The organism is Solimonas fluminis (assembly GCF_002930645.1).
Lineage (GTDB): Bacteria > Pseudomonadota > Gammaproteobacteria > Nevskiales > Nevskiaceae > Solimonas_A > Solimonas_A fluminis.
Window position 1 is genome coordinate 43,804 of record NZ_PSNW01000001.1, and the last position, 23,552, is coordinate 67,355.

Consider the following 23,552-nt stretch of genomic DNA (forward strand, 5'->3'; position numbering starts at 1 on the left):
GGCTAGGCGGCGCTCTGGACGCGCGCGATCTCGGCTTCCAGCGCGGCCAGGTCCGGGATCGCCGCTTCCTGGTTGGCGATGCGCACGCGCGACAGCACCAGGTCGGCGCGGTCGGTCGGGCGCAGCTCCAGCGGCTTCACCGCAGAGCGGTTCAGCGTCACCAGGTGCGGATAGCCCTGGCTCACGATGGCCAGCAGGCCGCTGGGCAGGTGCGAGCCGAAGGAGTTGAGCACCACCACGCGGGCGCGGCGCGACTCCCCGTTGTGTCCGGAGCCGTTGGCCGCCTCGAAGCTGATCACCGGCACGCGGCGGTTGTTCCAGTCGCAGTAGCCGGCCAGCCAGGCCGGTGCGCCGGGATCGGGCGGCTGCAGCGAATCGCGCGCCACCACCTCGGCGACCGCGGCATTGGGCAGCAGCAGCGTGTCGCCTTCCAGCGCCATCAGCACGGCGTAGATCTGTTCGCGGTTCACTGGAGGTTCTCTTCGATCACTTCACGCAGCTCCCCGACCAGCTGCTCTTCCTGGTAGGGCTTGATCAGGTAGCGGTTGACGCCGATGGAGCGGGCGCGCTCGCGGTGCTTGTCGCCCGAACGCGAGGTGATCATGATGATCGGCGTCGAGGCGATGCGCGAACTGTTGCGCACGAAGGTCGCTACCTCGAAACCGTCGGCGCGCGGCATCTCGATGTCCAGAAGGATGGCCGCCGGACTCTCGGTCTGCAGCTGCGCCATGGCATCCAGGCCGTCCTTGGCGGTCACCACGCGGTAACCGTTCTTCAGCAGCAGGCGCTCGGTGACGCGGCGGATGGTGATCGAGTCGTCCACCACCATGATCAGGTCGCGCGAATCATCGGCCTTCTCGGCCGCGTCCGCCCTGCCCGCCGCCAGGCTGGCCAGGGTGCGGCGCGCGCGATCCTGGGCCAGGGCACCCGGATCCAGGATCAGCACGACGCGGCCGTCGGCCAGGATGGTGGCGCCGGTGACGCCGGCCACGGAACTGACCTGCGGACCCACCGCCTTGGACACGATTTCGCGGTTGCCGAGCAACTGGTCCACCACCACCGCGATGCGGCGGTCGGCGGCGCCCAGGCCCTCGCCCATGCGCACCAGGATGGCGTTGACCGTGCGCGACTCGGCCGTCTTGTCGCGTGGCACGTCGATGAAGTCGCCCAGGTAGCGCACGCGATACTCGGCACTGCCGTAGTTCAGCAGCGGACCGTCGTCGCGGTAGTAGTCGTCGAGCTGCTCGCGCGGGATGCGGGCAATACCCTCGACGCTGGACAGCAGCACGGCATACTGCTCGGGGCCGACGCCGACCAGCAGGGCCTGCGACATCGCCAGGGTCAGCGGCAGGCGCACCAGGAAGCGGGTGCCCTTGCCCCATTCGGAATTCAGTTCCAGCGTGCCGCCGAGCTGCTTGACCTCGCTGGCCACCACGTCCATGCCGATGCCGCGGCCGGCGTCCTGGGTCAGCTTCTTGGCCGTGGAGAAACCCGGCTGGAAGATGAACTGCGCCACCTCGTCATCCTTGGGCGTGGCATCGGCCGGCATCAGGCCGCGGCGGATCGCCTGGGCACGGATCGCCTCGAAGTCGAGGCCGCGGCCGTCGTCGCGCAGCTCGATCAGCAGCTGCGAGCCTTCGCGCCACAGGCCCACCGCGATGCGGCCCTGCGGCTCCTTGCCGGCCGCTGCGCGCGTGGCCGGGTCTTCCAGGCCATGCACCACGGCGTTGCGCAGCAGGTGTTCCAGCGGCGCGGTCATGCGTTCCAGCACGTTGCGGTCCAGCTCGCTCTCGACACCGGCGAAGATCGCCTCGGCCTGCTTGCCGTTCTCGCTGGCGGTCTGCTTGACCACGCGCTGCAGGCGCGACACCTGGCGCGAGAAGGGCACCATCAGCGTGCGCATCAGGCCCTGCTGCAGCGAGGTGTTCACGCGCCCCTGCTGCATCAGCAGGGTATCGGCCTCGCTGATCAGCCCGTCCATGGTGGCATGCAGGCCAGCCAGGTCGCCGATGGATTCGTTGAGCGCGCGCGACAGTTCCTGCATGCGCGTATAGCGGTCCATTTCCAGCGGATCGAACTCGGCCGCGTAGCGGTCGGCCTGGTCCGGGGCATGGCCCAGGCCGCGCGCCGCGATCTGCGCATCGGTCTCGGCGTCCATCTGCCGAAGCTGGTCGCGGATACGCGCGATGGCCTGGCGCATTTCGTCCAGCTGCGACTCGACGCCGCTGTTGTGCTCCTCCAGGCGCGAGCGATAGATCGAGATTTCGCCGGCCTCGTTGAGCATGCCGTCCAGGGCCTCGACCGGCACGCGCGCGGTCTCGCGGCGGAACGAGGCCTCGGCCTCCTCCTCCGGGCGCCAGAACAGCAGCGGATCCCAGGCATGGGCCGGCGACATCGGCGCCGGCTCCTCCGCGGACAGGCCCGGCAGCGACTCGGCCGCCGCCGGCGCAGCCTCGGCTTCGCCGTCGATCAGCGCCGTGACATCGCCGCGCTCGAGCAGGTCGTGCATCTGGTGCAGCCGCTCGCCTTCCTTCGACAGTTCGGCCAGCGCCGACGCATCCGCCAGCTCCAGGCCGGCCTCGATGCGGTTGATGCGGGTTTCCATGTCATGGGCCAGGTCGCCCATGGCGTTGAGGCCGGCCATGCGCGCGCCACCCTTGAAGGTGTGCAGCACGCGCTGCAGGTCGCGGATCGGCGCGGGGTTGGACGGCTCCGCCACCCAGACCCGCAGCGACTGCTCCAGCGATTCCAGCAGCTCGGCCGCTTCGCCGGAGAAGATTTCGCCCAACTCGGCGTCGTAGCTGCGCAGCGACTCGGCGGCGGCGACAAAACCGGCCGGCGCGGGCGCCGCCGCCGGCTCCTCCGGGGCTCGCTCCTCGGTCAGGTCGGCCAGCAGGGCCTGGGTGTCGGGAATCTTGCCGCGGCGCAGGTCGTCCAGCACCAGGTGCAGGCCGTCGGACGCCGAATGCAGCTGGGCGAAGAATCCGGCGTCGGCACGGGCCTGGCCGCGCTCGATGCGCTCGAACAGGGTTTCCAGGTGATGCGCCACCTCGCCGATGTCGTCCAGCCCGGCCATGCGGGCGCTGCCCTTGAGGGTGTGCAGCACGCGCTTGAGTTCGGCCGTGGCCTGGATGTCGTGCGCGTTGCGCTCCAGCGCGGTGTTGCTGCGGTCCAGCGATTCCAGCAGTTCCTCGGCCTCGGCCAGGAAGACACCGAGCATCTCGGTATCCATGGCCTCATCCGCCGCCGCGGCCGGCATGTCCGCCGCCGGCGGCTGCGCAACGGGCTCCGCGATCCCGATCGGGGCATCGGTCGTCGCGGGGATCTCCACCACCAGGCCGGCGTCGGCCAGCTCGTCGACGCTCAGTTCGATGACGGCCGCGGAAAGCTCCAGCACAGGCTCCGCGGCTTCCGGCAGGGCCTCGCCGGCCGGTTCCGCCCCCTCCAGCACAGGCTCGGAGAGCTCCAGCGCCGGCTCGGGCATTTCGAGCACGACCTCGGACATCTCGATCGCCGGCTCCGACAGTTCGATGATGGGCCCGGACAGCTCGATGATCGTCTCCGGTGCCAGTTCCAGCACCGCTTCCGGCAGCGGTTCGGCGATCTCCTCGACCGCCGGCATCTCGATCACGTCGAGCGCGGCCTCCACCTCTTCCGGCAGCGGCAGGGGCTCGGGCGGCGGCGGTTCCGCCGCGTCGACCAGTTCGATCTCCTCGGCGGCCTCGGCCACCGGCTCGACCGAGATCGGCGGCATTTCCAGCGGCGCCTCGGGCGGCACGATGACCGGCGGCAGTTCCCCGGCGGCGGCCGGCGCAGCGGCATCGCCGCGCCAGGCGAATCCCGCGGCCAGCTTGCCCCAGGTCAGCCCTTCGTCGCGCAGGCGGCCATCGCGGTAGGCGTCGAGCAGCTGGTAGAGGCCCTCGGTCAGCTCGGCCAGCGTCCTGAAGGCCGCGGCGTCCGGCTGCACGGCAGCCGCGATCGCCTCGTCCATGCGGGCATGCAGGATCTTGGCGACATCGCCGATCGGCTGGCAGTTGGACATGTAGGCCGCGCCCTTGAGCGTGTGCAGCACGATCTTGAGGTCCAGCGGCGCCTGCCGGTTGTCCGGGGCCTGCGACCAGGCATTGGCGGTTTCCTCGAACTTCTGCACCAGCTCCAGGGCCTCGCCGGCGAAGATCTCCGCCAGCTGGCGATCCTCCGCGGCCTGCACGGCGTCGGCCGGCACGGCCGAACTGAGGTGCTCGATGCGTTCCAGCCAGGGGCGCGCATCCTGCCGCTCCACCGCCGGGCTGCCGACCTCCTCGACCCATTGCGCCAGGACCGCGGAAGCCTCCTCGATCAGGCCGACGTCCGCCGCCCCCAGGCGCAGCGTCGCGCCGCGGACCGAATCCAGGTGAGCTTCCAGCGCCTCGGCCAGGTCGGCCAGGGCGGTGGCCGACACGATATGTCCGGCGCCGCGCAGCGTGTGATAGGCCCGCACGACGTCGTCGTCGACATCGAACTCGGGCATGCCGCGGTCCAGCCCGTCGAGCCAGCTGCGGATTTCCGCCAGCTTGCCGCGGGCATCCTCGCGGAAAATCTGCACCAGGTCCGGTTCGGGCTGCTCCTGCGCGCCACGGCCCGCAGCCAGGTTCTGCGCACGTTCCACCAGGCCGGCCAGCGGTGCCGGCGCGCCCAGATGCTCGCGGAAGCTGTTGATCAGGCGCGGCAGCAGTTCCACCGACTCGATCGCGACGGTGACCACCGGCGCGGACACGGTCACGGAGCCGTCCAGGCACTTGTTCAGCAGATGCTCAATGGCCCAGCCGAACTCGCCGATCTCGGCGGCGCCGACCATGCGACCGCTGCCCTTCAGGGTGTGGAAGGCACGGCGGATGGTGGTGAGGGACTCGCGGTCGGAGGCATCGCGCGTCCAGCGCGGCACGGCCGACTGCAGGGTCTGCAGGACTTCGGCCGCCTCCTCCAGGAAGATTTCGCGGATTTCCGGATCGACGTCGGCGGCGGAAACCACCACCGGCGCCGGCACCGACACCGGCACGGCGGCCGGCTCGGGCGCCAGTTCCGCCACCGGTTCGGGCGGCGCCGCGGACGGCGGCTCGGCCAGCACCAGGTCGGCCAGCGACTGCATCTCCAGCGACGCCGGCAGCTCCAGCGGCTCGGCCGCCGCCTCCGTGGGCGCCGCAGTGGTCGGCGCGGAATCCAGCTGGCCGACGAAGCGCGCCAGGTTGTCGAGGATGTAGCCGGCATCCGGCAGGTTGTCGCGTACCGCCTCGATGTAGTACTCGACGCAGGCCACGGCGTCGGCAAAGCGGTCGGCGCGTTCCTGCGACTCGCGCAGGCTGGCGAAGCCCGGGCTGCGCACCACGCCGACCAGGCGCTCCACCAGTCCGGCGGCGCGTTCGTCCTGCAGGATATGGAAGCCCGAGGCGATCTCGTCGAGCATGCGGGCGGCGTCCACCACCACGATGCTGCCTTCCTGGCCGCGGATCAGGGCGTCGACCTGCGACTTGAGCTTGGCGAGGTTGACCAGCGACTCGCGCTGCAGGGCGTCGATGCCCTCGGCCAGGTCGCGGCTGTGCGGCACGCGCTCCTGGATGTTCTCCTCCGCCGGCTCGCCGGTACGGGCCTGGCGCAGCTGCTGGAACAGGGCATCGTCCAGGCTGTGCTCGACGCGCAGGATCGAGGTCGCCAGCTCCATCCAGGCCGCGGGAGCGGCGTCGCCGCCCAGCCCGTCGAGCAGCAGCGACTGGTTGTCGACGATGCGCTGCAGCGTGCCCAGGCCGAGGATCGACAGCGTGTCCGAGATGCGCTTGAGGCTGCGGCGCGTACCCTCGAGGTCCGGCAGCGCCTTGCCGCCGGCACGCACCGCCAGGTCGATCACGTCCTTGATCTTGGCGAAGTCGTTGCGGATCTCGTCGGAGACGCGCACCAGCAGCGTGGTGTTGGGGCCGTGGATGCGGCGCCGCAGGTCCTCGAGCTGGGCGGCGCCCGGAAGCAGCTGCTGCAGCTGGAAGGCCTTGCGCATCACCGTGACGCGCGGTCCCTGGCCGCGCGAGCGGCCGATGAAGTAGAGCAGCTGCAGCGACAGGTCGCCCACGGCGGCCTCGGCGCGCGCCTCGCCCTCGGCCGCCATCGCCTTGATCTGGGCGCCGCTGCGGCCGATCAGGCGCTTGACCTCCAGCGAATCGTCGAGGCTCTGTCCCAGCAGGGCCTCCACCACCGCGGCGACGATGCGCCACAGCTGGTGCACGCCCGGCAGCTCGGCGCAGCCGGCCAGCAGCTCGGCGATCTTGCCGATGCGCGCCAGCGCGGTGGCGGCATCCGGCTCGTTCTTCAGCCAGTGCAGCAGGGAGGACTGGTAGACGCCCAGGTACTTCTGCGCCTGCTGCTGCGCGGCACCCGGCGTGCGTCCGTCGTCCTCGGGCAGCGGCAGGCCCAGGGCCAGCCCCTGCATCTGCATCACGAACAGGTCGGCCTCGGTCAGCACGGCCTTGCCGCGCGCCAGGCGCAGTTCGTTGATCGCCGGCTGCAGGATCAGGACGCAGTCGTCCATGCCGTCGGCCAGCGATTCGATGTAGTCGCTCAGCAGCACGGTGGCGCCGAGCAGCGCCGAGTAGGCCGCCTCGGTCTCGCGGATACGGCCATGCAGCAGGTCGCCGATGGCCTGCTTCATCTCCTCGGCCAGTTCGGCGATGCCGTGGCACTGGATCATGCTGGCCGTGCCGCGGACCTGGTGCAGCTCGACGAAGGCCTGCTGCATCGGCAGCGGGTCGGTGCCGCCCTCGGCGTGCTGCTCGACCAGCGTGCGGACGCGCGAGAGGCTCTGTTCGATCTCGCCGCGGACCCAGTGCAGGCCGTTGGCGGTATTGGCGCGGAGTCTGGCGTTCATGTCAGAGGCCCGCCATCAGGAATTCGCCGCCCTGCACCACGCGGTGCAGGCTGAAGGCCAGCCAGGGTTGGCCGTCGCGCACGAAGGCCCCGAGTAGGAAAGGTGCGAAGGCGCCGGACTCCTGCTTGATCTCGTGACGCTGTTCGGTCGGGGAGAACTGTCGGTAGCCGGCGACTTCGTCCACCAGGAAGCCGGCCGGGACGCGCTCGGAATTGAACACCAGCAACCGCCGCGCGCGGCTTTCGGCGTCGCCCTCCACGCCCAGCAGGCGCGGCAGGTCGACGATGGTCAGCAATTCGCCGCGGACGTTGGCCACGCCGCTCATCCAGGGCTTGGCGTTGGGCACCCGCGTCGGCTTGGGCGGCACGATCACCTCGCGCACGTCGTCCTTGGGCACCGCCAGCCAGCTGCGGCCGATCCGGAATCCCAGGCCGGTCCAGCTCTCGGCCTGGCCGGCCGCGATGTCCAGCTTGGTGGCGCGAAGGCGCATCTCGAGCAGCAGCAGCAGCTCGAACGGATCGTCACGCAGGCTTCTGAGTTCCGCGCTCATGCCGTCTCCGCGCCCTTACTTACGCACGTGCGCGCGCACGGCGCCCAGCAGTTCGTCCTTGGTAAAGGGCTTGGTCAGGTATTCGTCGGAACCGACGATGCGGCCGCGGGCGCGGTCGAACAGCCCGTCCTTGGACGACAGCATGATCACCGGGGTGCGCTGGAACTTGGGGTTGGCCTTGATCAGGGCACAGGCCTGGTATCCGTCCAGGCGCGGCATCATGATGTCGATGAAGATGATGTCCGGCTGGTAGTCGGCGACCTTGGACAGGGCCTCGAAGCCATCCTGGGCGGTGATGACCTGGTAGCCTTCACGCGCCAGCAGTGTTTCTGCGGTGCGACGAATGGTCTGGCTATCGTCGATCACCATGATCTTGGCGGTGTCATTGGACTGCGTCGACACTAATCCCTCTCCCTGCTTGCTGCACGGTCTTCTGCGCGCTTTATTCGCCGTTTTAGCACAGTCTTGAGAGTAGTGCCTACAGGCCCCATAAGAGGGCATGGAAAAACTTTGCGCTACCATTTCGGCGCCTGAACCGGGGACCCCCATGCAAAGCTATGTGCCGCACCTCGTCACTGCACAAACCGGGCCGCTACAGCAGCTCGAAGCCACCCTGCTGCGGCAGGTCCCCGATATCGAGGCCTGGTTCCGCAGCCAGTGGCAGAAGCACAAGCCGCCGTTCTACTCGTCCGTGGACCTGCGCAATGCCGGCTTCAAGCTGGCGCCGGTGGACACCAACCTGTTCCCGGGCGGCTTCAACAACCTGAACCCGGCCTTCGAGCCGCTCTGCGTCCAGGCGCTGCAGACCGCCATCCAGCGCATCTGTCCCTCGGCCCGCGGCATCCTGCTGATCCCCGAGAACCACACCCGCAACAAGTTCTACCTGGAAAACGTCGCCAGCCTGGTGAACCTGATCCAGAAGGCCGGCTACCGCGTCCACGTCGGCAGCCTGAACCCCGAAATCCGCGAGCCGACCGAGCTGGTCCTGGAGATTTCCGGCCGCAAGCTCTGGCTGGAGCCGGTGGAGCGCGCCGACGACCAGATCTTCGTCGGCGACTTCTCGCCCTGCTCCATCCTGCTCAACAACGACCTCTCCGGCGGCATCCCCGCCATCCTGCAGAACCTCGACCAGGACATCATCCCGCCGCTGGACCTGGGCTGGCACAAGCGCCAGAAGTCGGGTCACTTCGGCTTCTATCGCGAGGTGGCCAAGGAATTCGGCGGCCTGCTGGACCTGGATCCCTGGTTCTTCGACCCGCTGTTCCGCAACTGCGGCGAGATCAACTTCATGAAGCACGAGGGCTGGGAATGCCTGGAGGCCAACGTGGAGCTGCTGCTGGAGGACATCCGCGACAAGTACAAGCAGTACGGCATCACCGAGGAGCCCTTCGTCATCATCAAGTCCGACGCCGGCACCTACGGCATGGGCGTGATGACCGCCAAGAGCGTGGATGACGTGCGCAACATGAACCGCAAGTCGCGCACCCACATGTCCAGCGCCAAGGAGGGCCGCGAGGTCACCGGCGCCATCATCCAGGAAGGCGTCTACACCTTCGAGAAGCTGGGCGACGACCAGGCCACCGCCGAACCGGTGGTCTACATGATCGACCAGTACGTGGTCGGCGGCTTCTACCGCCTGAACTCCAAGCGCGGCAACCAGGAGAACCTCAACGCCCCGGGCATGCGCTTCGAACCGCTGGCCTTCGAGGAGGACTGCATCACCCCCGATCCCAGCTGCGGGCCGGACGAGCGCCCCAACCGCTTCTATGCCTACGGCGTGGTCGCCCGCCTGGCCGCCCTGGCGGCCGCCCGCGAGATCGCGGCGAGCGAGGAACTGGCTAAGGCGGCGGCGGCATGAACCGGACCCTGGGTGTCGTCATGGACCCGATCGGGTCCATCAAACCCTACAAGGACACCACCATGGCCCTGATGCTGGCCGCGCAGAAGCGCGGCTGGCAGCTGCGCTACCTGGAGATGGGCGACCTGTGGCTGCGCGACGGCGTCGCCCGCGGCCGGGTCCGGCCGGTGACGGTCCACGACGACAAGAAGCACTGGTACGACCTGGGCGAGCCCGAGGAGGTCGATCTGGGCTCCCTGGACGCGGTCCTGATGCGCAAGGACCCGCCCTTCGACCTGGAGTACATCACCGCCACCTATATATTGGAGCGCGCGGAGGACCAGGGCGCACTGGTGGTGAACAAGCCCCGCTCGCTGCGCGACGCCAACGAGAAGGTGTTCATCTCCTGGTTCAGCCAATGCTGCGCCCCGACCCTGGTCAGCCGGGACGCCGCCCAGCTCAAGGCCTTCCATGCCGAGCAGGGCGACGTGGTGCTCAAGCCGCTGGACGGCATGGGCGGCATGGGCATCTTCCGCGTCGGCGCCGACGGCCTGAACCTGGGCGCGGTGATCGAGACCCTGACCGACAACGGGCGGCGCAGCATCATGGCCCAGCGCTACCTGCCGCAGATCGCGGACGGCGACACCCGCGTGCTGGTGATCGACGGCGAGCCCGTGCCCTACGGTCTGGCCCGCATCCCCAAGGCCGGCGAGACCCGCGGCAACCTGGCCGCCGGCGGCCGCGGCGAGGCCCGCCCGCTGACCGAGCGCCAGCGCTGGCTGGCGGCCCAGGTGGGACCGAAGCTGAAGGAGATGGGCCTGGTCTTCGTCGGGCTGGACGTGATCGGCGACTACCTGACCGAGATCAACGTCACCTCGCCCACCTGCGCCCGCGAGATCGACGCCGCCTTCGGCACCGATATCGGCGGCATGGCGATCCGGGCGATCGAAGCCCGGTTGAAGTGACGGGCATCCTGCACGCAGGCCGCGCCCCATCCGGGTGCAAAGCGGCGACGAACGGGCCCCGGGGAGCTTGTAGACCCGGGGGGTCCTGCCGATACTAGGCTCATGGACGACGAATCCCTGCTGAAGAACCAGTTCCTCATCGCCATGCCCAGCATGGAGGACGAGAATTTCAGCCATACCGTGTCCCTGCTCTGCGAGCACAACGACAACGGCGCCATCGGCCTGGTGATCAACCGCCCCACGGACCTCAAGCTCAGCGACATGATGGAGCAGATGGGCCTGGAGCATGAGGCGCTCAACGACGAGCAGATCGTCTACTGGGGCGGCCCGGTGCAGCCCGAGCGCGGCTTCGTGGTGCACCGCACCCCGGGCGGCTGGGAATCCTGCCTGCAGGTGGACAGCGACCTGTTCATCACCACCTCGCGGGACATCCTCAAGGCGATCGGCAAGGGCGAAGGCCCCAAGGACTACTTCGTGGTCCTGGGCTATGCCGGCTGGGGAGAGGGCCAGCTGGAGCACGAAATCCTGCATAACGCCTGGCTCAACACCCATGTCAGCCAGCAGATCCTGTTCGAGACCCCCGCCCGCGACCGCTGGCAGGCCGCGACCCGCCTGCTGGGCGTGGACGTGACCCAGCTCGCCGGAAACGCCGGCCACGCGTGAGCTCGGTCTATCTCGGATTCGACTACGGGTCCAGGCGCATCGGGGTGGCGGTCGGCGACAGCCTGACCCTCAGTGCCCGTCCCCTGCCCGCCCTGCCCGGCCCGGACTGGGCGGCCATCGGCCGCCTGGTCGCGGAATGGCGCCCGGCCGCCCTGATCGTGGGCCTGCCGCTGGACGAGGACGGCGGCGAGCAGGAGATCACCGGCCCGGCGCGGCGCTTCGCAGAGGACCTGGCGCGGCGGCTGAAGCTGCCGGTGCACCAGGCCGACGAGCGCTATTCCTCGCGGGCCGCCGACGACGCCCTGCGCGAAGCCCGCTCCAGCGGCCGCATGCAGCGCCGGGTGCGCAAGGGCGACCGCGACGGCCAGGCGGCGCGCGTCATCCTCGAGCAATGGTTGCTCGAACACGGCTGAGGCCCGCAGTGGCGGCAGGAAAACTGCTGATTCCACCCCTTTTGCACGAAAACCGCCCGAAATCCTTCTAATTCATGGGCGCGACCCTTCATAATTCGCGTCCAACATGAATCCAAACCTCCAAATCACCCCCGACGGCAGGCTGCGGCACCTCCTGACGCTGGAAGGTCTCGAACCAGCCCTGCTGCGGCAGATCCTGGACAAGGCGGAGGAGCTGGATGCCGCCACCCAGGGCCCCGAGAAGAAGCTCGGCCTGCTGCGCGGCCGCACCGTCATCAACCTGTTCTTCGAGCCCAGCACCCGCACCCGCACCACCTTCGAGCTGGCGGCGCAGCGCCTGTCGGCCGACGTGCTGAACCTGCAGGTCTCGGCCTCCTCCACCTCCAAGGGCGAGACGCTGCTGGACACGCTCAAGACCCTGGAGGCGATGCAGGCGGACATGTTCGTGATCCGCCACGAGGCCAGCGGCGCGGCGCACTTCTTCGCCGAACATGCCGCCCCGGGCGTGGCGATCCTCAATGCCGGCGACGGCCGCCATGCCCACCCGACCCAGGGCCTGCTGGACCTCTACACGATCCGCAAGCACAAGGGCGACTTCCGCCAGCTGACGGTGGCCATCGTCGGCGACATCCTCCACTCCCGCGTCGCGCGCTCCGACATCCACGGCCTGCGCACCCTGGGCGCCAAGGAGATCCGCGTGGTGGCGCCGCCGACCCTGATCCCGGCCGGCATCGAGGCGATGGGCGCCAAGGTCTACCACTCGCTGGCCGCCGGCCTGGACGGCGCCGACGTGGTGATCCTGCTGCGCCTGCAGAAGGAGCGCATGCTGGGCGCCTTCCTGCCCTCGCTGGGCGAGTTCCACCGCGACTTCGGCCTGACCCGCGAGCGCCTGCGCCACCTCAAGCCCGACGCCATCATCATGCATCCCGGACCCATCAACCGCGGCGTCGAGATCGAGGGCGACCTCGCCTACGGCGAGCGCAGCCTGATCCTGCAGCAGGTGCAGTACGGCATTTCGGTGCGCATGGCGGTGATGGCGCTCATCCTCGGAGCTGAAGCATGAGCCTGCTGATCCGCGGCGCCCGCGTGCTGGACCCCGCCTCGGGCTTCGACGGCATCGCCGAACTCGGCATCCGCGACGGCCTGATCGATCACCTCGGCAGCGGCGCCCCCGCCGGGGCCTACGAGGAGACCCTGGACGCCGCCGGCCTGTGGCTGATGCCCGGCCTGCTGGACCTGGCGGCGCGCCTGCGCGAGCCCGGCCAGACCCACAAGGCCAGCTTCCGCAGCGAGATTCCCGCGGCCTTCGCCTCCGGCGTCACCGGCATCGTGCTGCCGCCCGATACCAGCCCGGCGATCGACTCGCCGGCCATCGTCAACCGCATCCACCGCAGCGCCCAGGCCGCCGGCCCGCTCAACGTCCACGTGCTCGGCGCCCTGACCAAGGGCCTGGCCGGCGAGGCCCTGAGCGAGATGGGCGCCCTGAAGCAGGCCGGCTGCGTCGGCCTGGGCAACGCCTACGCGCCCCTGGCCAATTCCCTGATCGCGCGCCGCGCCCTGGAGTACGCCAACGGCCTGGGACTGACGGTCCACGTCTTCGCCCAGGACCCGGCCCTGTCCAACGGCGGCTGCGTGCATGAAGGCCCGGTCGGCACCCGCCTGGGCCTGGCGCCGATCCCGGCCGCCGCCGAGGTGGCCGCGCTGCGCTTCTGGATCTCGCTGGTGGAGGATACCGGCGCCAGCATCCACATCGGCCGGCTGTCCACCGCCAAGGGCGCGGGCCTGGTGGACTCGGCCCAGCGCCGCGGGCTGCCGGTGACCGCCGACGTGGCGGTGCACCAGCTGTTCCTGACCGACGAGGACGTGGACGGCTTCAACGCCCAGTGCCACGTGATCCCGCCGCTGCGATCGGCCGAGGACCGCGATGCCCTGCGCGATGCCGTGCGGCGCGGCGTCATCGGCGCCATCTGCTCGGATCACCAGCCGCACGAAGCCGACGCCAAGACCAACCCCTTCCCGCAAACCGAGCCGGGCATCTCCGGGCTGGAAAGCCTGCTGCCGCTGGCGCTGCGCTTCGCCTCCGAAACCGGCATGGCGCCGCTGGACCTGGCCGCCCGCCTCAGCAGCGGCCCGGCCGCGGTGATCGACGCGGATGCCGGCAGCCTCGCCGCCGGCCGGCCGGCAGACCTTTTGCTGGTGGATTCGCAGGCGCGCTGGCGGCTGCAGGCCGCGGCGCTGCGCAGCGCGGGCCGCAACACGGCCTTCGACGGCAGCGAGATGCATGGCCGCGTGGTCCGCACCCTGATCCGGGGCCAGACGGTGTTTTCCGCCTGAAAAAACAGGCGGTAGCCTGTGCCGGGGCTTGGTGTATAGTCTTGAGCAAACATTTGTACTGACAGAATTCTTTACTTGGGAGGCAGCCCTTTGCGGGCTGATCGAGGAAGCACATGGCGCGAGTGTTGATCGTTGACGATTCCCCGACGGACGTGCAGAACCTCAGGGCGATCCTGCAGAAGGCCGGCCACACGGTGATCGAGGCTTCCAGCGGCCATGATGTGCTGGACCGCGTCAAGCTGGAGCGCCCCGACATCGTGATCATGGACGTGGTGATGCCGGGCGTGAACGGCTTCCAGGCCACCCGCACGCTGAGCAAGGATGCGGCCACCAGCCATATCCCCATCGTCGTCGTCAGCAGCAAGAGCCAGGAAACCGACCGTGTCTGGGCGCTGCGCCAGGGCGCCAAGGAATACATGGTCAAGCCGGTCAAGGAACCCGACCTGCTCGGCAAGATCAGCGCCCTGCTGGGCGCCTGAGTGCGCCGCCAAACCTAGAAAACTCGGGGGAGAACGATGGCCGAAGAAAAGAACCAGGCCAAGGGCGCGGCCAGTAGCCGCGAACTGTTGCTGCTGGGGCTCGCCGTGGTGTTCATGGCAGCCGCGATGCTCGGATTCCTGTACGTCCAGTCGACCGAATCCCAGGACGAGCAGTGGGTGACGCTGGCACGTTCCATCCCCACCGACGTCAACGAACTGGCACAGATCGGCGAGGAAGCCGCCCGCGGCGTGGCGCCCGACTTCCAGACCCTGTCGGCTCGCGCCGACGACCTCGGCACCGTGATCAACGGACTGGCCCAGGGCGACGAGGAAGCCGACATCGAGCCGGCGCCGGCCATCGTGCAGGCGGAAGTCCAGGCGGTGGCCGAGTCCTGGAAGAAGGCGCATGTCGTGGTGCAGGCGGTGCTCGGCGGCGAAGTGCCGTACAAGCGCGTCGCCAGCAACATCTCGATCATCACCGAGGCGATCCATACCTCCGAGGATCCGGCGCAGGACCAGGGCATCTACACGCTGTACGCCGACATGGCCGAACGCCTCGGTGCGCGTGGCGCCTCCTCCGCCCAGATCTACACCGCCGCCGGGCAGCTGAACCGCCTGGAGCGCATCGCCGCCACCGCCCAGCGCGTGCTGTCGCAGGGCCGCGACGCCAAGGTTTCCGCCGACGCCCTGCAGCACGAGGTCGACGAGTTCCTGCGCAACAACGCCCTGCTGGGCGACCCCGCCGCGCGCACCGCCGCGGAGCGCTTCGAGCCGCTGGCGGAGGCGACCAAGGCCATCAATGTCGATGCCGAGGCGATCAACAAGATGCAGCTGGCGTCGGGCCAGATCAAGGGCGCCGCGGCGGACGTCATCGCCACCTCCGGCGCGCTGGAGCAGCGCCTGATCGACACGCGCGTCAAGGAAGTGGTGGCGCCGATCCTGATCGGCCTCGCCGGCTTCGCCGCCCTGGTGCTGATGGTGGGCGCCGCCGTGCTGATGATCATCAACTTCCGCAGCCGCATCCGCTTTGCCGACGACCGCGACGCCCGCCAGCAGCAGGCCATTCTCGGCCTGCTGGACGAAATCACGAACCTGGCCGACGGCGACCTGACCGTGGACGTGACGGTGACGGAGGACTTCACCGGCGCGATCGCCGACTCCATCAACTACACCGTCCAGAACATGCGCAACCTGGTCGGCACGATCAACAGCACCTCGGTGGAGATCGCGGCCTCGGCCGGCGCCACCTCCCAGACCGCGATGCGCATGACCGAAGCCTCGGAGCGCCAGGCCCGCGAGATCAACGCGGTGACCAGCACCATCGCTTCCACGGCGCAGTCCATGCAGCAGGTGTCCGCGCGCGCCGACCAGCTGGCTCTGCAGGCACAGCAGTCGGTGCAGGTGGCCCACAACGGCGCCCAGACCGTGGGCCGCACGATCCAGGGCATGGCCGCGCTGCGCGAGCAGATCCAGGACACCTCCAAGCGCATCAAGCGCCTGGGCGAATCGTCACAGGAAATCGGCAACATCATCGAGTTCATCAACGACATCGCCGAGCAGACCAACACGCTGGCGCTGAACGCCTCGATCCAGGCCGCCATGGCCGGCGAAGCGGGCCGCGGCTTCGCGGTGGTTGCCGACGAAGTCCAGCGACTCGCCGAGCGCGCCGCCACCGCCACGCGCCAGATCGAAAATCTGGTCAAGACGATTCAGGCCGACACCAACGAGGCCATCATCTCGATGGAGCGCTCCACCCAGAACGTGGTGGTCGGCGCCAAGAGCGCCGAAGAAGCGGGCCAGTCGCTGACCCGCATCGAGTCGTCCTCGCAGGAACTGGCCAAGCTGATCACGGAGATCTCCTCCTCCGCCCGCAACCAGTCCGGCGCCGCGACCAAGATCGCCGGCACCATGCAGGTCATCCGGGACATCGCCATGCAGACCTCCGGCTCCGCCAGCCAGACGGCCCAAGCGGTCGGCGAGTTGAACACGCTCTCCGAGAAGCTGCGCGAGTCGGTGTCGGGCTTCAAGCTGCCGGACGAGACGGGGCTGGTGCCGTAACCGCCCCAGCGCTTCAGACAAGCCCCGCTTCGGCGGGGTTTTTTGTGCTGCTTCCTCCCCCGCAGGCGGCGAGGGAGACAAGAGGGGGCGCCATCCATGGCCACACATCAGCTCGCCCATTGCCCTGCGGGGCATGTTTGGCCTACCTCGGCATGACATTGAGCCATCGCCAAAGCGCGGCGAATCACCCCCGCCTGCGGGAAGAGGGAGCAAAAGCGGGAATCCGCTAAGCTTCGCCCCATGCCGCACGATCACCCCCCACACAAGCCCCACTCCCACGGCCCCGGTCACTCGCACGACCATAGCCATGACCGCCCTGGGCACGATCATCACGGGAATGACCACGGGCACTCGCACAGCCATGGCCACGGCGGCCACGGCCATTCCCACGACCGCCCCCACGGCAGCGAACGGCAGCTGCTGACCGCCTTCGTCCTCACCGCCGGCTTCATGCTGGCCGAGGTCGTCGGCGGCCTGATCTCCGGCTCCCTGGCCCTGATCGCCGACGCCGGCCACATGCTGACCGACGCCGCCTCGCTGGCGCTGGCCCTGTTCGCCGTGCGCATGAGCCGCCGTCCCTCCGACCGGCGCCGCTCCTACGGCTACGGCCGCATGCAGGTGCTGGCCGCCTTCGTCAACGGACTGTCCCTGGTGGCCCTGGTGGCCTGGATCGCGGTGGAAGCGGCGATCCGCCTGTTCAAGCCCGTGCCGGTGCTGGCCGGGCCGATGCTGGTCATCGCCTGCCTGGGCCTGCTGGTGAACCTGGCGGCCTTCTGGATCCTGCACCGGGGCGGGCGCGGCAACCTCAATGTGGAAGGTGCCCTGGCCCATGTACTGGGCGACCTGCTGGGCTCGGTCGCGGCGATCGCGGCGGCCCTGGTCATCATGGCCACCGGCTGGACGCCGGTGGACCCGCTGCTCTCGGTGCTGGTCTGCGGCCTGATCCTGCGCACCGCCCTGCGCATCACCCGCGAGTCCGGCCACATCCTGCTGCAGGGCAGCCCGACCGAGCTGGACCCGGCCCAGCTGGAACGTGAAATGCGCGAGGCGGTGCCCGGCGTGGCCGGGGTGCACCACGTCCACCTGTGGTCGCTGACCCCGGAGGAACGCATCATCACCCTGCACGCCGTGCTCGGGCCCGGGGCCGACGGCGACCAGGTAACGGCCGGAATCGGCGATTTCCTGCGCAGCACCCGGGCGATAGGCCATGTCACCGTGCAGATCGAGCGCCAGCCCTGCGCCGAACCGGAGCACCGCTGCGCCGGCTGAAGCGCGCGGCCGGTCGGGGTTGGCCGTACCGCCAGGGGCATGGCGCCGGCGCAACTTGCCTCCTACCCGCCCCCTCCTTACCATTTGCGCTCTTCAACGGCCAGCCTCGCCGTCCACTGCTGATTTTTTGCCCAACTTTTAGCCCATTTTCTGTCCAGTTTAAGGAAAGTTCATGACCTTTCAGGCCGATCTCGAGAAGCTCTTCGGACTCAAAAACGTCAGTTACAAGTACAACCTGTCCAAGCCGGAGCTGTTTCACGAAGCCATCGCCAACGACCGCGGCCGCGTCCGCCGCGGCGGTCCGAGCAACGAGCAGAAAGCTTTCCCGACCAAGCTGGGCGTGAACGGTCCCCTGGTCTACTACACCGACCCCGACTGCACCGGCCGCCGCACCAAGGACACCTACGCGGTGAAGTGGCCCGAGATCGCCGACGAGATCTGGTTCAAGGCCGACCTCAACCCGTACGACACCGGAAAGTACGAGGCGCTGCTCCAGCGCGTCGTGGCCCACCTGAACGACAAGAAGGCCACGCTGTACGTGAAGGACCTGTTCATGGGCTCCGATCCGGACTTCGCGGTGCCTTACCGCTTCGTCGGCGAGTACGCCACGCATGCGATGTTCTGCCACAACATGTTCCCCAAGGACCTGCAGGGCGTGAAGGATGTCGACGCGCGCCGCTGGACCATGCTGAACGTGCCCAGCTTCGTCTGCGAGCCGGAGCGTGACGGCAGCCGTGCCGAAGCCGCCGTGATCATCGACACGCGCAACAAGATCTGCCTGGTGGCCGGCCGCGCCGACTACTGCGGCGTCAACAAGAAGACCATCTTCACGGTCGGCAACTACCTGCTGCCGAAGGAAGGCCGCCTGTCGATGCACTGCTCGGCCAACGTCGGCAAGAACAACGACGCCGCGATCCTGTTCGGCCTTTCCGGCACGGGCAAGACCACGCTGTCGGCCGACGCCAACCGCCGCCTGATCGGCGACGACGAGACCATCTGGTCCGACAACGGCCTCTGCAACCTGGAAGACGGCTGCTACGCCAAGCTGATCGACCTGGACAAGCAGAACGAGCCGGTCATCGCCCAGGCCCTGAGCAAGCCGGGCACGATCATCGAGAACGTGCCGCCCCTGCCCGGCAAGAAGATGGAGGAGTGCCACCCGGACGAGCTGGACCTGTTCGACGGCTCCATCGCCGAGAACACCCGCTTCTCCTATCCGCTGGATGCCAACCCCAACGTCATGCCCAATGGCCAGGGCCCGCATCCGAAGACCATCGTGCTGCTGACCGCCGACGCCTTTGGCGTGCTGCCGCCGATCTCGATCCTCGAGCCCAAGGACGTGATGTACCACTTCGTCTCGGGCTTCACCGCCCGCGTCGCCGGCACGGAAGTCGGCGTCAGCGAGCCGCAGCCGACCTTCTCGGCCTGCTTCGGCGGCCCCTTCATGGCGCAGAAGCCCAATGTCTACGCCAAGCTGCTGGCCGAGAAGATGCAGCAGCACCAGGCCCGCTGCATCCTGCTGAACACCGGCTGGAGCGGCGGCGGCGCCACCACCGGCGGAGCCCGCATGAAGCTCAAGGTGACCCGCGCGCTGCTCGACGCGGCCCTGAACGGCGAGCTGGACGGCGTCGAGACCGAGGTTCACCCGATCCTCAACCTCAAGATGCCCAAGTCCTGCCCGGGCGTCGACTCCGGCATCCTGAACCCTCGCAACACCTGGGCCGACAAGGACGCCTACGACGCCACCGCCACGAAGCTGCGCGACATGTTCCGCGACAACTTCAAGAAGAAGGGCTTCGCCGCCTTCGGCATCGAGGAGCGCATCTGAGGCTTGCCTCGTTTCAGCGAAAAGGCCGGGCACTGCCCGGCCTTTTTGTTTCAGAATACCCCTGTCCGCCCTGACCGCCTGCCCATGAAACTACGCGCCAGCAACATCGCCAAGCTCAAGGCCCAGTCCTTCGACGTGCTGATCGTCGGCGGCGGCATCAACGGCGCCGTCGCCGCGGCCGCCCTGGCGGCGCGCGGCGTCTCGGTGGCCCTGATCGACAAGGGCGACTTCGCCGGCTTCACCAGCCAGCAGTCGTCCAATCTGGCCTGGGGTGGCATCAAGTACATGGAGACCTGGGAGTATCCGCTGGTGCGAGCCCTGTGCATGAGCCGCAACCGGCTGATCCGCAGCTATCCCTCCAATGTGAAGGAAATCCGCTTCTTCACCTCGGTCCAGAAGGGCTTCCGCTGGCATCCCTGGATCCTGTGGGCGGGCACCTGGCTGTACTGGCTGATCGGCAACGGCTTCACCCGCGTCCCGTTCCTGCGCACCGTCGCGGCGATCCGCCGCGAGGAGCCGGTGGTCCGCACCGACTCGCTCAGCGGCGGCTTCGAGTACTCCGACTCCTACCTGCACGACAACGACGCACGCTTCGTCTTCAATTTCATCCGCTCGGCGCTGAGCCGCGGCTGCATCGCCGCCAACTACGTCGCCTCGGAAGGCTCGCACCGCGAGGGCACCGAGTGGGTCACGCAGCTGCGCGACGTCCGTTCCGGCGAGAGCTTCCCGGTGCGCAGCAAGGTGCTGGTCAACGCCGCAGGGCCCTTCGTCGACGAGGTCAACGCCAGGGACGGCATCGCCACGCGCCACCGGCACGTATTCTCCAAGGGCATCCACCTGATCGTGCCGCGCATCACCGACAGCAAGCGCGTGCTGACCTTCTTCGCCGACGACGGGCGCCTGTTCTTCGCCATCCCGCAGGGCAACCGCACCTGCATCGGCACCACCGACAACCGCGTGGACAGCCCCCATGCCACGGTCACCGAGGCGGATCGCCGCTTCGTGCTCGACAACATCAACAAGCGCCTGAACCTGCCCCGGCCCCTGACCGCGGCGGACGTCATCTCGGAGCGTTGCGGCGTGCGTCCGCTGGTGGTCGAGGGCCATGCCGGCGACAAGACCGATTTCCTGCAGCTGTCGCGCAAGCACGCCGTCGAGGTGCAGGCCGCCTCGCAGCGGATCAGCATCTTCGGCGGCAAGCTCACAGACTGCATCAATGTCGGCGAGGAGATCTGCGAGGAGGTGCGGCGCCTGGGCGTGGACATCCCGGAACCCGGCTTCACCTGGTACGGCGAGCCGCCTGACGCGGTGCGCGACGAGTTCCTGCACCAGGCGCGGCTGATGAAGCTCGACGCCTACACGGCTCCGGAATCCTCGGAGCCGCTGTCGCAGCGCCTGTGGCGGCGCTATGGCGCACAGGCCATCGGCCTGCTCGAGAACATCCGCGAGGATGCGCGCGAGGCCGAGGTGCTGATCAAGGGCACCGAGTACATCCGCTGCGAGCTGCGCCAGGCCGCACGGCGCGAGATGGTGGTGACGCTCGACGATTTCCTGCGCCGCCGTTCCAAGATCGCCCTGGTGGAGCGCCGCGAAACCATCCGCCAGTCGCCGGGCCTGATGGAAGCCTGCCGCATCCTCTTCGGCGACGAGGCCCAGGCCCGGCACGACGAATACTTCGGCGAGGCAGGCTGACATGCGGATCAACAGGATCTTCTGCATCGGCAAGAACTACGCCGACCACGTCGCCGAGCTGGCGCACCTGGGGCACGCAGCCGACGGCGACTGCGTGGTCTTCATGAAGCCCGCTTCCGCGGCGGTGCACGAGGGCGAGCCCATCCCCCTGCCCCGCCATCGCGGCAGCGTCCATTACGAGGCCGAACTGGTGGTGATGCTGACCGGAGGAGGCCGCAACATCCCGCTCAAGCATGCGCTGTCCAGCGTCGCCGGCCTGACCCTGGGCCTGGACCTGACGCTGCGCGAGCTGCAGACGGAACTGAAGAACAAGGGCAAGCCCTGGGAGATCGCCAAGTCCTACGACGGCAGCGCCGCGCTGGGCGACTTCAAGCCCTACCTCGAGCAGGACCTGCAGAAGCTGGAGTTCAGCCTGCACGTCAACGGCGAGCTGCGCCAGCAGGGCCGCACGCGCGAGATGCTGTACCCGGTGGCGCGGCAGATCCACATCCTCTCGCAGAGCTGGGCACTGCAGCCTGGCGATGTGATCTTCACCGGCACCCCCAAGGGCGTCGGTCCGCTGGCCCACGGCGACAAGCTGGTGCTGGCCAGCGAGGGCATCGGCGAATTCCGCTGGACCTGCAGGCAGGAGAAAAAGTGAACGAGCAACAGAAGCAGCAGCTGCGCAAGATCGCCGGCACCTTCTTCACCGGCCTGCTGGCGGTGCTGCCGATCCTGGTGACGGTGGCCCTGGTCATGTGGCTGATCGGCGCCGCCGAGGCGGTACTGGGCGGACTGCTGGGCTTCCTGCTGCCGCGCGGCCTGTACCTGCCCGGCATGGGCCTGCTGGTGGCCATCGTGCTGATCTACCTGGTCGGCCTGGGCATGAAGGGGCTGTTCGTGCAGCAGGCCTTCGGCTGGCTGGAGAGCGCGCTGAACCGCATTCCCCTGGTCAAGACGGTCTACGGCGCCGTGCGCGATCTGACCGGCTTCATGTCCAACAAGCGCGAGCGCAAGTTCGGCCAGGTGGTCATGGTGCAGATGCCCAACCTGCCGATCCGCCTGGTGGGCTTCGTCACCGTCGACGACCTGGTGGAAGCCGGCATCGCCGGCTGCGACACCGGCGGCTGCGTCGCGGTCTACCTGCCGATGAGCTACCAGATCGGCGGCTACACCGTGATGCTGCCGCGCCAGTACCTGACGCCCCTGGACATGAGCTTCGAGGAAGCCATGCGCTTCGTCATCACCGCCGGCATGTCGCGGCCCAACGAAGAGCCGCCCCGCGGCACCCCGCCTGCGGCATGAGCCTGGCCCGGGGCCGCGCCTACAGGCTGGTGCTGCTCGGCAGCCTGTACCTGGCGCAGGGCCTGCCCTACGGCTTCTTCACGCAGGCCTTGCCGGTGCTGATGCGCGAGGCGGGACTGTCGCTGAAGGCGATCAGCGCCACCAGCCTGCTGTTCCTGCCCTGGGCGCTGAAGTTCCTCTGGGCCCCGCTGGTGGACCGGACCGGCACGCGCCGGCAGTGGATCCTGCCGCTGCAGCTGACCGCGGCGGCCGGCGCCGGCCTGCTCGCCTTGGCCGATATCGGCGACTCCTTTGCCCTGATCTTCGCCGCACTGCTGCTGTTCAACCTGCTGGCGGCCATGCAGGACGTGGCGACCGACGGCCTGGCGGTGCGCCTGCTCGGCGAGAAGGAGCGCGGCCTGGGCAATGGCCTGCAGGTGGGCGCCTACCGCCTGGGCATGGTGCTGGGCGGCGGCTGGCTGCTGTGGGTGTTCGCGCAATCGGGCTGGCAGGCGATGTTCCTGGCCATGGCCGGCATCCTGCTGCTGACCTGCCTGCCGGTGCTGTTCCTGCGCGGCGAGTCCGCGGAGAGCCATGCGCCGCCGGCCGCGGCCCGGCAGCTGGCGCTGGGCTGGGCGCGGCGCCTGCGCCAGCCGGGCCTGCTGCCCTTCATCCTGCTGATCTGCGCCTACAAGTTCGGCGACAGCATGGTGTCCTCGCTGGTGGGGCCCTTCCTCAAGGACTACGGCCTGTCCAAGGAGGAGATCGCCCTGCTCAAGGGCACGCTCGGTTCGGCCGCGGGACTGGCCGGGGCCGCGCTGGGCGGCTGGGCGGCCTGGCGCCTGGGCCGGCGTGCCGCGCTGCTCGGTTGCGGGCTGTTGCAGACGCTCAGCCTGCTGCCCTATCTCGCCGCCGCGCTGGGCTGGGGCGGCAAGGAGCTGATCTGGGCCGGCTGCCTGGGCGAGCACCTGTTCGGCGGCATGGCCACCGTGGCGCTGTTCACGCTGATGATGGACGCCTCCGACCCCGATCACGCCGGCACCGACTACACGCTGCTGGCCTGTGCGGTGGTGATCGGCACCGGACTGGCCTCCTTCGCCGGGGCCGTGGTCGCCGATGCCCTGGGATATGCGCCGATGATGGCCGCCGGCATCCTGCTGTCCGGCGCCGGCTGCCTGCTGCTGGTGTGGCGGCTCGACCGGGGCGCCGGACCGGAGCGGCTGGGGTCGGTGTGGCGCCGCCGCGCCTGAAGCCTCGCGGGAGCGGCTCCGGCCACAGGCCCTGGCGACGCCAGGGCCGGGTCCGCCCCCGA

The 23,552-nt window shown here is 69.0% G+C and carries 18 protein-coding genes; 14 read left to right on the forward strand and 4 right to left on the reverse strand.

Annotation, left to right across the window (positions count from 1 at the left end; translation table 11 throughout):
* Positions 1-2: 2 nt before the first annotated feature.
* The 4 genes from C3942_RS00150 to C3942_RS00165 are packed head-to-tail and all read right to left on the reverse strand — an operon-like array spanning position 3 to position 7,808.
* On the reverse strand, positions 3-470 hold the full coding sequence (locus tag C3942_RS00150; protein WP_104228315.1) for a chemotaxis protein CheW: 468 nt from the start codon (positions 468-470) through the stop codon (positions 3-5).
* Positions 467-6,889 (reverse strand): Hpt domain-containing protein, encoded by a 6,423-nt coding sequence (locus tag C3942_RS00155; protein ID WP_104228316.1) that lies wholly within the window; start codon positions 6,887-6,889, stop codon positions 467-469. Before C3942_RS00155 ends, C3942_RS00150 begins: the two co-directional genes overlap by 4 nt.
* A 1-nt stretch (position 6,890) precedes the next feature.
* Positions 6,891-7,439 carry a chemotaxis protein CheW gene (locus tag C3942_RS00160; protein ID WP_104228317.1) on the reverse strand — a complete coding sequence of 183 codons (549 nt, stop codon included), beginning with the start codon at positions 7,437-7,439 and terminating at the stop codon, positions 6,891-6,893.
* A 15-nt stretch (positions 7,440-7,454) separates the two neighbouring features.
* On the reverse strand, positions 7,455-7,808 hold the full coding sequence (locus C3942_RS00165; protein ID WP_104228970.1) for a response regulator: 354 nt from the start codon (positions 7,806-7,808) through the stop codon (positions 7,455-7,457).
* Positions 7,809-7,986: 178 nt separating this feature from the next.
* On the opposite strand from C3942_RS00165, the gene gshA reads away from it, so the two are divergent.
* The 14 genes from gshA (at position 7,987) to C3942_RS00235 (ending at position 23,490) form a co-directional block, all read left to right on the forward strand.
* Positions 7,987-9,297, forward strand: coding sequence for a glutamate--cysteine ligase (gene gshA / locus C3942_RS00170; RefSeq protein ID WP_104228318.1), 1,311 nt, complete (start codon positions 7,987-7,989; stop codon positions 9,295-9,297).
* Entirely contained in the window at positions 9,294-10,241 is a 948-nt protein-coding gene (gene gshB, locus C3942_RS00175) for a glutathione synthase (protein ID WP_104228319.1), read from the forward strand. The genes gshA and gshB overlap by 4 nt, the downstream gene beginning before the upstream one ends.
* A 102-nt stretch (positions 10,242-10,343) precedes the next feature.
* On the forward strand, positions 10,344-10,904 hold the full coding sequence (locus C3942_RS00180) for a YqgE/AlgH family protein (protein ID WP_104228320.1): 561 nt from the start codon (positions 10,344-10,346) through the stop codon (positions 10,902-10,904).
* Positions 10,901-11,317 (forward strand): Holliday junction resolvase RuvX, encoded by a 417-nt coding sequence (gene ruvX, locus C3942_RS00185; protein WP_104228321.1) that lies wholly within the window; start codon positions 10,901-10,903, stop codon positions 11,315-11,317. Before C3942_RS00180 ends, ruvX begins: the two co-directional genes overlap by 4 nt.
* 106 nt (positions 11,318-11,423) lie before the next feature.
* A complete protein-coding gene (locus C3942_RS00190) occupies positions 11,424-12,380 on the forward strand; it encodes an aspartate carbamoyltransferase catalytic subunit (RefSeq protein ID WP_104228322.1) in 957 nt (318 codons plus the stop codon).
* On the forward strand, positions 12,377-13,651 hold the full coding sequence (locus C3942_RS00195) for a dihydroorotase (protein WP_104228323.1): 1,275 nt from the start codon (positions 12,377-12,379) through the stop codon (positions 13,649-13,651). The genes C3942_RS00190 and C3942_RS00195 overlap by 4 nt, the downstream gene beginning before the upstream one ends.
* Positions 13,652-13,764: 113 nt before the next feature.
* Positions 13,765-14,130 carry a response regulator gene (locus C3942_RS00200; RefSeq protein ID WP_104228324.1) on the forward strand — a complete coding sequence of 122 codons (366 nt, stop codon included), beginning with the start codon at positions 13,765-13,767 and terminating at the stop codon, positions 14,128-14,130.
* Positions 14,131-14,166: 36 nt separating this feature from the next.
* Positions 14,167-16,188: a methyl-accepting chemotaxis protein gene (locus C3942_RS00205; protein ID WP_104228325.1), complete on the forward strand. Its 2,022-nt coding sequence runs from the start codon at positions 14,167-14,169 to the stop codon at positions 16,186-16,188.
* Positions 16,189-16,428: 240 nt separating this feature from the next.
* On the forward strand, positions 16,429-17,457 hold the full coding sequence (locus C3942_RS00210) for a cation diffusion facilitator family transporter (protein WP_104228326.1): 1,029 nt from the start codon (positions 16,429-16,431) through the stop codon (positions 17,455-17,457).
* A gap of 172 nt (positions 17,458-17,629) precedes the next feature.
* Positions 17,630-19,285 carry a phosphoenolpyruvate carboxykinase (ATP) gene (locus tag C3942_RS00215; protein WP_104228327.1) on the forward strand — a complete coding sequence of 552 codons (1,656 nt, stop codon included), beginning with the start codon at positions 17,630-17,632 and terminating at the stop codon, positions 19,283-19,285.
* A gap of 84 nt (positions 19,286-19,369) precedes the next feature.
* Entirely contained in the window at positions 19,370-20,977 is a 1,608-nt protein-coding gene (locus C3942_RS00220) for a glycerol-3-phosphate dehydrogenase/oxidase (RefSeq protein ID WP_104228328.1), read from the forward strand.
* 1 nt (position 20,978) lies between these two features.
* Positions 20,979-21,617: a fumarylacetoacetate hydrolase family protein gene (locus tag C3942_RS00225; RefSeq protein WP_104228329.1), complete on the forward strand. Its 639-nt coding sequence runs from the start codon at positions 20,979-20,981 to the stop codon at positions 21,615-21,617.
* Positions 21,614-22,261 (forward strand): DUF502 domain-containing protein, encoded by a 648-nt coding sequence (locus tag C3942_RS00230; protein WP_243393477.1) that lies wholly within the window; start codon positions 21,614-21,616, stop codon positions 22,259-22,261. The genes C3942_RS00225 and C3942_RS00230 overlap by 4 nt, the downstream gene beginning before the upstream one ends.
* Positions 22,258-23,490 (forward strand): MFS transporter, encoded by a 1,233-nt coding sequence (locus tag C3942_RS00235; protein WP_104228330.1) that lies wholly within the window; start codon positions 22,258-22,260, stop codon positions 23,488-23,490. The genes C3942_RS00230 and C3942_RS00235 overlap by 4 nt, the downstream gene beginning before the upstream one ends.
* The last annotated feature ends 62 nt before the right edge of the window (positions 23,491-23,552 follow it).